This window comes from Paenibacillus mesophilus (genome assembly GCF_005938385.1).
Taxonomy (GTDB): domain Bacteria; phylum Bacillota; class Bacilli; order Paenibacillales; family NBRC-103111; genus Paenibacillus_AB; species Paenibacillus_AB mesophilus.
Map to the genome: position 1 here is coordinate 111,286 of NZ_VCRA01000019.1, position 12,294 is coordinate 123,579.

Sequence of the window (12,294 nt, forward strand, 5' to 3'; positions counted from 1 at the left end):
GGGGCTTTTTCTCTTCCGACAGACAAATCACCACGACAATCACCACATGTGGTGATTCCGTTTCGCCACATGAACGTGTATCTTTGATATAGAAGGGAACGATGTCACAACCGAGTGGAGCTTCACGGAAGAAACATGGAAGGAGGCGCAGAATGAGTGAAATACAGGAATCAACGGAGGACCGGCACGAGCATGAACGGTACGAAATTCGCCTCAAGGGACACCTGGATGCCCGGTGGGCCGACCGGTTTGAGGGCATGACCTTCACCCAAGTACACGACGGATCAACCATCCTCTCCGGCCTGGTTGTCGATCAAGCCGCATTACACGGCTTGCTGAGAAAAGTGCGCGATCTCGGCTTGCCTTTGGTCTCCGTCAATCTGGTTGCCCGATCCTTCTATACCAAGCAATCGGCACCTGAATCAGTCCAAGGAGCTGAAAATGAAAACAAATGACTACTAATACAGGTCAAGCACCCGACCCGCCTCAGCTTGCATCAAAGAAAACCAAAGCACCGGCGTCGGCAAAGGCGGTTTCGAAAGAGTGGCTCTTGCCCGCCGCACTGCTCGCGCTGAGCGCCGTTCCCCTCGCCGCCGGCGCCTTCCGGCTGTCCGAGCTGGCCGGCGGCGCGGAAATCACTCCGGCCAACGCACGATTCTTCGCTTCGCCCCTGCCGGTGGTGCTTCATATCCTGAGCGCAAGTATGTATGCCTTCTTGGGTGCGTTCCAGTTCGCAACCGGTCTTCGGCAGCGCATGCCCGGCTGGCACCGAGCGGCCGGTCGGTTCCTGGTTTTATGCGGACTGCTGGTCGGGCTCTCTGGGCTGTGGATGACCTTGTTCTATTCCCGCCCGGCCGGCACCGGCGAGCTGCTTTATGTATTGCGGCTCTTGTTTGGGTCGGCGATGGTCGTGTCCATCCTTCTCGGCTTTGCCGCGATCCGGCGAGGGAACGCGAACCGGCACCGTGCATGGATGATGCGCGGCTATGCGATCGGGCTTGGCGCGGGCACGCAGGTGCTGACCCAGCTGGTGGGCGCATTGATCATCGGCCCCCCGAGTGAGCTCGGCGAAGCGCTGCAGATGGGCGCGGGCTGGGTGATCAACCTCGCCGTTGCCGAATGGGCTATCCGTAAAAGACCGGCCCCTCCGGCACGCATGGCTTCACCCCGGGTTTCCCATTAACTACGAAAGTGAACGGAGGAGAAGTGAATGAAAGCGATCGTATACGAGCGCTACGGACCGCCCGATGTACTACAGCTGCAGGAGGTCGCCAAGCCGGTACCCAAAGACGATGAAATATTGATTAAGGTCTATTCAACAACCGCGGCAGCGGGGGATTGGCGCTTGCGCAAGGCAGATCCTTTCCTGGCGCGGCTGTTCAACGGTTTGTGGAGACCGAAACGCGTCCGGATTCTCGGATTCGAACTGGCCGGCGTAGTTGAATCGACGGGCGGCGGCGTTACTCGATTCAGGCCCGGGGATGCCGTCTATGCCGCCTGTGGGATCGGTTTCGGCGCATATGCCGAGTATAAATGCTTGCCCGAGACCGGCTGCGTCGCACTCAAGCCGGTGAACATGACGTTCGATGAGGCGGCGGCGGTTCCGGTCGGTGCCTATACGGCCTTGCAATTTCTCCGGAAGGGCGGCATCACGCGCGGCAGGCGCGTTCTCGTTTATGGAGCTTCCGGCAGCGTCGGGACGTATGCCGTGCAGCTGGCGAAGCATTTCGGAGCGGAGGTGACTGGAGTTTGCAGCACGTCGAATGTGGAGCTGGTAAGATCGCTGGGCGCCGACCGGGTCATCGATTACACGAAAGAGCGGTTCGCGGACGGTGGTCCGGTCTACGATATCATTTTCGATACGGTGGGGAAGAGTCCATTCAAGGATTGCGTCGGGTGTTTGGCTCCGAACGGCTTCTACTTGCTAGCGTATCATGTGAATCCTTTGATGATCGTTCGAGGGTTGTTGGTCAACTTGAGAAGCGATAAGCAGGTGATCGGAGGAACAATGAAGGAAAACGCAGAAGATTTGATCTATATCAAGGAACTGATCGAGTCAGGCAAGCTGCGTTCGGTCATCGACCGCCGTTATCCGTTGGAGCAGGCTGCAGAAGCCCATCGCTATGCGGAGCAGGGCCATAAGAAAGGCAATGTGGTTATTACCGTTCGGGAAGGTTGAGAGACGGTTTGATGAATAAGGAAAGGCGAAAGGGACATTATCATTGTGTAAGAACTCTACTGCGAAAGGAATGTTTCTTTGTGCCATCAAAAACCGAAAAAGAAAAGATGGTAAACGGCGAGCTTTACCGGGCGGCCGATCCGGAGCTGGTGAAGGATCGTTTAAACGCACGCCGTTTGACGCGGCTGTTCAATCAGTCGCTTGAAACGGACGATGAACAAAGAAACGGGTTCCTGAGGGAGTTGTTCGGCTCGACGGGAAACCAGTATTACATCGAACCCTCGTTCCGCTGCGACTATGGGTACAACATTCATATCGGCGAGAACTTCTATGCAAACTTCGATTGCGTATTGCTCGATGTGTGTGAAATTCGTATTGGCGACAACTGCTTCCTGGCTCCCGGCGTGCATATCTATACCGCGACTCATCCCATAGAGGCTCTGGATCGAATTTCCGGAGCGGAATTCGGGAAGCCGGTTACGATTGGCCACAACGTATGGATTGGCGGACGTGCGGTTATCAACCCCGGCGTTAAGATAGGGAATAATGCTGTTATTGCGTCCGGAGCAGTTGTGACAAAGGATGTCCCGGGTAACGTGATCGTAGGCGGCAATCCGGCCAAGATCATCAAGCACATTGACAATAGCTTATCAAAAGAGCTGCAGGTAAACCCCATGATTCGGGATTGTTAGAACTACTCCAACTTGGTACAATGATAGTAAATATTGGTACATCTTCCATCGACTTTGTTCCTCCAGTACCAATAGCTACATTACCTAAGAGGAGTGTGAAGATTATTGAAAAAATTCGCTGTAACTGGCGCACTTGTACTTGCCGCGAGCGCTATAACCGGATGCTCCGTATTAACGGACAAACCAACCACGACCGTTCCGAGCGTTAAAGAGATCACGATTGTAATGCCGGACGCGAACATCAGCCAGACCGGTCCGTTCGTGAATAGCGCCAAGCAGTTTGAAGAAGCGAATCCGGGGGTCAAAGTAAACGTAGAAAAGCTCGACGCGTCAAAAGGATACAGAACGGCTCTATTGGAAAGGTCAAAAATAATAACAAAGCGGTGGATCTCATTTACACCGGATATGATACGATATTGATCGAGCAAATCGCTTTTGCCGATCTGTTGGCGATGTTTAAGTCGGATAAAAGGACTACGGACGACCTGTACGAGAAACTAGTTGAAATGTCGACCGTAAAGGGAAAGCTGATCGGCATTCCGCTCAATCCGCTGCCGCTCGCCGTATTTTACAACAAGGAATGGTTTGACAAAGCCGGAATCCCATATCCCGGCAAGGACTGGACTTGGGATCAATTTTTGAATCTGTCGATCAAGCTGCAGGCAGCCAATCCGATCGAGGGGAAAGAAGTATACGGGAGCATCGTTCCGCTGGATATGTTTACGTTCGAGTCGATCGCGCAGAGCACCGGACAAAGCATTGTGTCGGCTGACGGCAATCGGGTAAGCGGTTATATGAACAGCAAGCCTGTCGTTGCGGCATTCGCCAAGCTGTTGAACTATATGAATACGAGCAAAGCGAGTAAAGGCGTTTCCGCCGTAGGAATTCCGGTTTACAACGAATTGCGTTCATTCTCGGCGGGCATGGGTATTTCTGTAGCGAACATGTTCTCCCCTTTGGAGGCGAATGCAGCAACAGCAGGAAAGTTCGGTATTGCCGCATTGCCCTTTTTGGAGAAAGGTGCCAAGGCCAACTCGGTCTATTATAGCCTGTTGTCCATACCTGAGAGCTCCAAGCAGAAGGAGCTCGCCTGGAAATTTATGAAGGATGTCCTCCTTAATCCAGACAGCCAGTTCCAGAAAGATTGGGGGAAGTCGGCAATGCTGACCGTGAAATCGGCCGTAGCCAAATCGGGACAGAATAAAGTTCCGGGAATGGATGTCTTGGTTGAAGAATTGAACTATGCAGTCAAGCCGATCATCTATCGGAACGCAGCATTAAGTGCGGTCCGACTGACGGACAAGAGCATTTTGGCGGCGAAGACAGAGGCTGAAGTGATGGCGGCCTTAACGTCCCTTGCCGAGGAAGTTGACAAACAGCTGTTGGATAAAAAGTAAGATCTCTTGAATTGCCGCGTAAATCGCGGCTTTTTTCTTGTGCGCGGCGGTTTCGCATTATTCCCCTTGCATGTGACGTAACGTCATCCCGTACGCTTGATTTGAAGCACAAATGAAGGGGGAAGGTGTTGCAATGTCAACGGTAAAAACAGCTCGAAAAAAAGTGATGGTTATCTTCGGAACCCGTCCCGAGGCAACCAAAATGTGCCCTGTAGTCCAAGAGTTAAAAAAATTTCCGGAATGGTTTGAAACAAAGGTCGTTGTTACCGGGCAGCATAGGGAGCAACTCGATCAAGCGCTCTCTCATTTTGATATACAACCCGATATCGACTTATGCCTCATGAAACAAAATCAAACTTTAGCCTATATAACGTCTGCTGCAATTACCGGATTGGATAAAGTTGTATCCGAGGAACGTCCTGATCTAATCTTAATCCACGGAGACACTCAAACCGCAGTGTGCGGAGGCATGGTTGCCTTTTTTCATAAAATAGTTGTCGGGCATATTGAAGCAGGATTACGTTCACACGACAAATACTCGCCATGGCCGGAAGAGATGAATAGAAAAATCGTCGATGTAGTATCCGACATCATGTTTGCGCCCACATCTACTAGCAAGGAGAACCTAATCAGAGAAGGCTGCAGTGAAAATCATATTTTCATAACGGGACAAACTGCGGTTGATGCAGCCATTTTGACAAGTCGCCCGGATTATGTGTTTAAAGAAGATCGATTAAATCACCTTGTTAAACAAAAGGGCCGAATCATTACGATGACCGCTCATCGGAAAGAAAACTATGGAGCTCCCATGATCCGGATGTTTCGTGCGATACGACGTATAGCGGACGAAAACCCGGATGTAGCAGTGGTATACCCCGTTCATTTAAGTCCGGTTGTTCGTGAAACAGCACTCGATGTCCTTTCGGGGCACGATAGAATCCATCTGCTCGATCCGATAGATTATCCCGATATGGTTAATTTATTGTCTCGTTCCTTTCTCATCCTAAGTGATTCCGGGGGTCTTCAGGAAGAAGCGCCCGTTTTTAAGAAACCGCTTGTGCTAATGCGCGATACGACGGAACGACCCGAAGCTGTTACAGCTAATGCCGTATACCTGGCGGGGACTGAAGAGTCGACGATTCATGCCGTAACGACTAGACTTCTTACCGATATGAATTTTTATAATAAGATGTCCAATGCCGTCAATCCTTTTGGAGATGGACTTGCTTCCGAACGCATCGTACAGATTATCGCCCGTCGTTTTGGTTTCGTATCCGAGTTCCCTGAACAATTCACTGTTAGGAACTGAAGGACGGAATTATAATAGAGCTCGTAATGAAGCGAGAGTGAGGGTCAACGGGGGTTACAACAATGCAGTTGCGAAACGAAGAATGGATGACCGCGGGACAATTTGCTGACAAAGCCGGCGTCACGATACGCACGGTACGATTTTACGATAAGGAAGGACTTTTAAAGCCGAGTCATAGAACGAGCGTGGGGCACCGGTATTACACAAACCAGGATTTGGCCCGCCTCCAAAGAATCATGACGCTTAAATATATCGGTCTGACTATCGACGAGATCCGGGGAATCATTCACAATGACGGGCGCGAGGCGGATCTGAAGGAATCCTTGAGAGTCCAGAGCGCGATTATCGGTCAGAAAATGGATCATCTTCGCCTTGTCCAAAAGACGGTGAAGGAGACGCTTACGCTGTTGGAAAGCTTGGAAAACGGAGAGGAAAAGAATCGGCGATCGACAGCAGAAGGCAGTGAAAACAGCCCGGCATGGGAATTGTTCGCCTCCATCATCCGGGTAGTGAATCAGGAATACGAGAGCGCGTACAATCTTCAAACGAGGATACGTCTCCATGACGAATTCAGTGAAAACCCGTACAAGTGGCATCATTGGTTATTCGATCGCTTGATAATGTCAGGACAAAGCACGATCCTTGAGCTTGGCTGCGGGGACGGAACTTTGTGGCGGAGAAATGCGGACAGGATACCGCCGGACTGGGACGTTACGCTAACCGACCTGTCTGAGGGCATGCTGAATGATGCCAAGGAGAGCCTCGGGCATTGCGTACCTCCGGACCGATTCCGCTTCACGCCGGCCGACGCACGCTCGATCCCTTTTCCGGATGCCAGCTTCGATGCGGTGTTGGCCAATCATATGCTGTACCATGTAAGCGAGCGACACCAGTCTTTGAAAGAAATACGTCGCGTTCTTAAGCCAGGAGGCGTACTGTTCGCATCGACGATGGGCACGAACCATATGAAAGAAGTAAAGGGACTTCTAAGCGTGTTCAATCCCAATTATGATACGGGTCGTCAGGATTTCGCCTGCGAATTCGGTTTGGAAAACGGGGAAGATCAGCTTGACGCGGCAGGTTTCGCAGATATCCGTTTACATCGATATCAGGATGCCTTGAATGTGACGGATGCCGGGCCGCTCATCGCTTACATTCGAACGACGCCCGGAGGCAGGGAAAATTTAACCGACAGCCGTTTGTCCAGATTAGAAGCTATGCTGGACGAAACGATAAGAGCGGAAGGTGCGGTTCACATAACGAAGGAAGTCGGTCTGTTCGTTGCATTTCGCAAATAAATAGCCGCGGCGAGCGGCAAGAACGTATCGTTGATTAGCCGCGGTCGACGACTATAAGGTTGTACATTTATATCTCCGTTTTCGATTAGGGGGTTCGTGTTTTGGGAAAAGCGACGCTGGTGAAAGGTGCCGAGCTCTATGAAGTTGTAGTAACCAAATTCGCTTTGTCAGGGAGTGTGTTGAGATGGTACATAAAATAGATTACATTGGTGTAGGCAGCTCGAGAAAGGTGGGCCACTTAGAGCTCTTAGCCGATGGTTTGAAAATAACTATGCTTGATGGAGAAGAAATGCGGATCCAGATGAAATCCTTACATCGTTCCGAGTATTTGTATTCTGATTATATTGAAAATAGGATTAACGGATATAACATTGTGTGCCACCTTGTAAAGGCAAACGGAGAACTCAGAGAGGTGCTGAACACATTATTTTTACGAAGCATGGATGAATATAACACAATAGCGAATTATCTTACTAAAATGAAAGATATGAATGAGCCAGTTGATAACAAGCCAAAAAGAGAGCAAAGAAGTCCGACCAACAAAGGGCCGACTGGAGGCGGATGGCTGTCACGTAGGAAATAAGCTGTTTAGGCTTCAGGAGTCTCCATTATTTTGCCGATAGAAGAGAGGTATGGCACATGAATCAGAGAACAAATGGCAGTGTTGTAATAGGAATAGACGGAGGAGGCACCCACACGCGTGTGATGGTCTCTGACTTTGAAGGTAAAGTCATGTCCTATGTGGAGAATGGCGCCTCATCTGTACATAAGGATTTGCAGGCGAAGCATAACGTGCAGGAAGCAATCCAAGAGGCTCTGCGGCAGGCCAACAAGGAAATAGATGAGGTGGCCGCCTTAGCAGGAGGCTTCGCCGGGTACGACTCCGAATCGGACTTGGAATGGGTTCTCCCTTTGACTGAAATGGAAGGTCTGGTATGCAACAAGCTGCACGTCAACGATGCCGTGGTCGCTCACAGCGGTGCCTTGCTGTCAGAGCCCGGAATTATCGTTATTTCCGGCACCGGCTCCATCATTTTTGCCATGAACGAAACCGGCAGGCAGATCCGCAATTACGATCTGCACCAGTATGCAGCCAGCGCGGCCCGTTTTCTAGCGTACGATGCTACGTACGAATTGTTGGCCGGGAATATCGATGAAAGCGATGCTGAATTGATTCAAAGAATGCTGCAATATTGGAAGCTGGCTTCGGTGGAAGAGCTTGCGCAGCTGGCACTAAATGGCTTCATCGCCGATCGGCGGGAGAGGAATCGAAGGTTCGCGGAGCTGGCGCCGTTCCTCACCGAAGCGGCCTTGCAGCACAGTCGTTTGGCCCAAACCGTATGTGATCGAGCTGTTCATCAGATCATGGTAGGAGTAGAGCTGCTTGCTTCTTATTTTACCGAACCCGAGGTCAAGGTATCGTTAATAGGGAGCGTAGTCAACAGCCGTTATTTCGAACAACAGCTTGCTATCCGAATGAAGGCGGGAAACAACAAAAGGTATGCGCTAGTCAAGCCCGCATTTTCACCTGTGGCCGGTGCGGTGTTGTTGGCGCTGAAACAGCTCGACATTCCAATCGGAACTGAATTGCTGGCCAACCTTGCCCTACATCCGCGCTCATTGCATGTCTGAACATAAGGGGCCGCGCTATACTGCCGGCTCCTTCAGTCTAAATTGACTTTACTGAAGATAAGTTTTAAACTATGCATGCAAGCACTTGCGTGAGCGGATGTGATTATGTGGAAAATTCACCTGAAGATACGCGGGATAAAATATTAAACGCAACGGCCTCATTGATGCAAAAGAGAGGGTTCAAGGCGGTAACAACTAAAGCCATTGCGAGAGAGGCAAAGGTTAACGAGACCACGTTATTTCGACACTTTGGAAGTAAGAAGGGCATTGTGGAGGCACTGGTCGATCAATATTCATATTTATCAACGTTCGAAGGAGTGCTTAACCATGTAGTATGGGATTTGGAGAAGGACTTATTTACCCTCTCCAAAGCATACCAGAACTTCATGCTGAAAAATGGAGACATCGTTATGATCGGTCTTAAAGAAGCCGGCGTAATTCCGGAATTGGACGAGAAGGCGGCTAGTATACCGCGAGACTTCAAGCAAGGTTTAATGAGATATTTTCAGCTTATGAGAGAAAAAGAGCTGCTGCGGGAGACGGAATTAGAAGCACAGGCGATGTCGTTTATTTGGCTCAATCTCGGATTTTTTGTTTCCCGTTCGGTATACGGGGATCGGATCACGAAGTTGGATACGGATGCATTTTTGTTGCATAGCGTAAGCACGTTTGCTAGGGGATTAAAACCCTAGTGTTTTTTCGTCCAATCTGCAAGCATGTACTTGCATGTTTAACTGGAGGATTACTGGAGGGTAGAAGAAAAATGATTGAAAAAGATGTAATCGTTATCGGCGGGGGTCAAGCTGGGTTATCTATGGGTTATTATTTACAAAAAAATGGTTCTCATTTTGTGATTCTCGATGCTAACGGACGTACTGGCGACAGTTGGAGAAATCGCTATGATTCCTTGTTTTTATTCACCCCAAGAATGTATAACAGCTTGCCCGGGTTAGCATTTGCCGGGAGGCGCAATGGTCTTCCGGCAAAAGATGAAGCCGCGGACTATTTGGAACGATACGCCCGGCACTTTTCGCTTCCCATCTTGTTCAACACAACCATCACCTTGTTGAAAAAAACGCAAAAAGGGTTTTATCTCCGAAGCGAGCAAGGAGAGGAATTTACGGCTAAGGAAGTGGTTATTGCTGCCGGTCCTTTTCAAAAGCCTTTCATACCTTCGTTTTCCAATGGTCTAAATCCGGATCTATATCAAGTGCATTCTTCCCATTATCGCAACCCAGCCGAATTGAATGCGGGTCCCGTAATGGTAGTAGGTGCCGGGAATTCCGGCGCACAAATTGCTGTCGAGTTGGCCAAGCAGCATGAAGTAACGATATCGGTAGGTCATAGAATGGACTTCAAGCCGCTATATTTCCTCGGTAAAAGTATTTTTTGGTATTTTAACAAAATGGGTTTGTTGGATGCGGACCTCAATACGAAAAGAGCATCCTGGCTGAAGAAAAAACCGGAACAAATATATGGTTTGGAATTAAAGAACCTGCTGAATGCGAAAACCGTTAAGATGAAGCCGCGGGCTGTCAGTGCTGCAGGAGACACTATACGATTCGAAGACAGTACATCGGCTCGCGCCGCTAACGTGATATGGGCTACCGGATTTCGATCCGACTATAGCTGGGTCCATATTCCCGGAGCTCTACATACTAACGGGATCCCACAACATGAAAGAGGTGTAAGTCCTATAGCCGGACTATATTTTTTGGGACTTCCGTGGCAATCTCGTCGGGGATCCGCTCTAATGGGTTGGGTTGGTCAAGATGCGGAATATTTGATGCGAAAAATGACTACATAGCATACGATCCGAAACACCTTACAACCGAACCACATTTGTTGTATGCTGTGTTATGAAAAGGTTTAATGCTCGGATATTCATTAGAGGCGCTGCGATTTAATCAGTACAACTATAAGGGTTGCTGGTGGAACCGGCTGGACGATTTTAGACTATACTCGACGAGGAAGCTGTCCTAATTGCCTTCGACCTTGAGAAGACATGAGTTCCGCAAACTTACCCTACCTAATCCGACATTTACGATCTTCGATTTTCTCAGATGTCGCAGTTCCGTACGTTTCGTTGTAAGCAGTGATTCGTATGCATGAGGGAGGCTGGTTTATGAAGAGAAAAGCTGTATTTTTCGGAACGAAACAAAGAATCGACGGTGTGTATAGTACCCTAATACAGCAGGAGCTAGCCGAGTATGCGGATATTTACCCGGAGACCATTAATCGGGAAAACTTGGATAAACATGCAGCGGATCTACAGTCGGTCGAAGTCGTTTTTTCCACCTGGGGAATGCCGGTTATTACGGAAGAGGAAATCAAGCGGTATTTGCCCAACTTGAAAGCGCTATTTTATTCTGCAGGCAGCGTGCAGAGCTTTGCCCGTCCGTTTCTTAACTGCAATGTCGCCGTCGTAAGCGCATGGGCGGCTAATGCGATCCCGGTCGCCGAATACACGGCGGCGCAAATTGTGTTGGCCAATAAAGGTTTTCATCAGACTTCAGCGATGTGCAAAGGAAATCGAGATGAAGCGTCCAAGTATTCCCACACGTTTCCAGGTAATTATGGGGTCAAGGTTGGTATCATCGGTGCCGGGATGATCGGTAAAAAAGTAATCGAGCTGCTGAAACCTTACCATCTGGAAATTTATGTATTCGATCCGTATATGCCTGATGATGCTGCCGAACGATTGCGTGTTAAAAAGACCGATCTAATCGAAATCTTCTCGCAGTGTCAAACGATATCCAATCATCTCGCCAATCTTCCGGCATTGGTTGGCATTCTGAACAAGGAGCATTTCGATCGGATGCTTCCGAACGCAACCTTTATCAATACCGGAAGAGGGAAACAAGTCGTTGAGGCTGATTTGATCAAGGCGCTTCACGATGTTCCGACAAGGACTGCCATACTTGATGTCACCTTTCCGGAACCTGTTCGTTCGGATAGCGAGTTTTTGAAAATGGATAACGTCCTCCTGACTCCCCACATGGCAGGCAGCAACAAAGCGGAGGTCGGGCGGATGGCCGAATACATCGTGGAAGAGTTCCGGAGATATTTAAACCAAGAGCAGCTGCTCTATCAGGTCTCCCACAAAATGCTGGAGACCATGGCATAAAACCGGAGGACGGCTATCGGCTGTTGACGCATCCTGTGCGTTTTCTGTCCATCACTATATAGGGTGTTAAATCGTATTGCAAAATTGCTAACTTAAAACCTGATTCAGATATATACACATGTGGTTAAACATAATTATCAGCAACTTCACGGTAGAATCCTTGAGGCTTGACTGAATGGACCAGCAGACTTTAGTAGTACTGGTTAATTTTTATATTGAATCATGTAAGTTGCATATGATATATTGGTCTTCTGGTCGTCGAAGCTATAGTTTTAATGCAGAATAGCGACCTTGGAAAAAATTGCAGTTTGCAAATATCTTAATTAGTATGATATATTGATTATCCGGCCGCTTGAATGAGTCGGTCGAACTCAAAATGATTGCTCCTTGAAAACTGAACAACGAGTGTGCAAGTGAAGGTCTCGTAAGAGACCAAACAAGCTAGTCAAGTAATGAGCTATCAGCTCTTCTTCACCCCAAAAAGTGACGTGAAGCTTTGCAGCAACACCGATTACTTTTCGGGGACCCCGGGGAACCGGGACCTTATTGGAGAGTTTGATCCTGGCTCAGGACGAACGCTGGCGGCGTGCCTAATACATGCAAGTCGAGCGAATCCTTCGGGGTTAGCGGCGGACGGGTGAGTAACACGTAGGCAACCTG

General features: G+C 49.3%; 12 protein-coding genes and 1 rRNA gene. All 13 read left to right on the plus strand.

The genetic code is table 11. The features are described from left to right. Positions 1 to 152 precede the first annotated feature (152 nt). Entirely contained in the window at positions 153 to 455 is a 303-nt protein-coding gene (locus FE783_RS26870; protein WP_202916264.1) for a hypothetical protein, read from the plus strand. A gap of 95 nt (positions 456 to 550) precedes the next feature. Beyond that, a complete protein-coding gene (locus FE783_RS26875; protein WP_202916265.1) occupies positions 551 to 1,183 on the plus strand; it encodes a DUF2306 domain-containing protein in 633 nt (210 codons plus the stop codon). Between the two features lie 27 nt (positions 1,184 to 1,210). Continuing rightward, a complete protein-coding gene (locus FE783_RS26880) occupies positions 1,211 to 2,179 on the plus strand; it encodes an NAD(P)-dependent alcohol dehydrogenase (RefSeq protein ID WP_138882458.1) in 969 nt (322 codons plus the stop codon). 107 nt (positions 2,180 to 2,286) lie between these two features. Then, positions 2,287 to 2,871, plus strand: a complete 585-nt coding sequence (locus FE783_RS26885) for a maltose acetyltransferase domain-containing protein (protein ID WP_238403274.1) — start codon at positions 2,287 to 2,289, stop codon at positions 2,869 to 2,871. Positions 2,872 to 3,224: 353 nt separating this feature from the next. Next, positions 3,225 to 4,268, plus strand: a complete 1,044-nt coding sequence (locus FE783_RS26890; RefSeq protein ID WP_274381463.1) for an extracellular solute-binding protein — start codon at positions 3,225 to 3,227, stop codon at positions 4,266 to 4,268. A gap of 133 nt (positions 4,269 to 4,401) precedes the next feature. Continuing rightward, entirely contained in the window at positions 4,402 to 5,577 is a 1,176-nt protein-coding gene (gene wecB, locus FE783_RS26895) for a non-hydrolyzing UDP-N-acetylglucosamine 2-epimerase (RefSeq protein WP_202916266.1), read from the plus strand. A gap of 62 nt (positions 5,578 to 5,639) precedes the next feature. Beyond that, positions 5,640 to 6,875 (plus strand): MerR family transcriptional regulator, encoded by a 1,236-nt coding sequence (locus tag FE783_RS26900; protein WP_138882461.1) that lies wholly within the window; start codon positions 5,640 to 5,642, stop codon positions 6,873 to 6,875. Positions 6,876 to 7,059: 184 nt separating this feature from the next. Then, positions 7,060 to 7,458, plus strand: coding sequence for a hypothetical protein (locus FE783_RS26905; RefSeq protein ID WP_138882462.1), 399 nt, complete (start codon positions 7,060 to 7,062; stop codon positions 7,456 to 7,458). Positions 7,459 to 7,514: 56 nt separating this feature from the next. Beyond that, positions 7,515 to 8,507: a BadF/BadG/BcrA/BcrD ATPase family protein gene (locus tag FE783_RS26910; RefSeq protein WP_138882463.1), complete on the plus strand. Its 993-nt coding sequence runs from the start codon at positions 7,515 to 7,517 to the stop codon at positions 8,505 to 8,507. Positions 8,508 to 8,614: 107 nt separating this feature from the next. Then, on the plus strand, positions 8,615 to 9,199 hold the full coding sequence (locus FE783_RS26915; RefSeq protein WP_238403271.1) for a TetR/AcrR family transcriptional regulator: 585 nt from the start codon (positions 8,615 to 8,617) through the stop codon (positions 9,197 to 9,199). 71 nt (positions 9,200 to 9,270) lie between these two features. After that, on the plus strand, positions 9,271 to 10,314 hold the full coding sequence (locus FE783_RS26920; RefSeq protein WP_138882465.1) for a flavin-containing monooxygenase: 1,044 nt from the start codon (positions 9,271 to 9,273) through the stop codon (positions 10,312 to 10,314). Positions 10,315 to 10,611: 297 nt separating this feature from the next. Then, positions 10,612 to 11,634, plus strand: a complete 1,023-nt coding sequence (locus FE783_RS26925; RefSeq protein WP_138882466.1) for a hydroxyacid dehydrogenase — start codon at positions 10,612 to 10,614, stop codon at positions 11,632 to 11,634. A gap of 543 nt (positions 11,635 to 12,177) precedes the next feature. Then, positions 12,178 to 12,294: ribosomal RNA gene (locus FE783_RS26930) — 16S ribosomal RNA — on the plus strand; the annotation flags it as partial.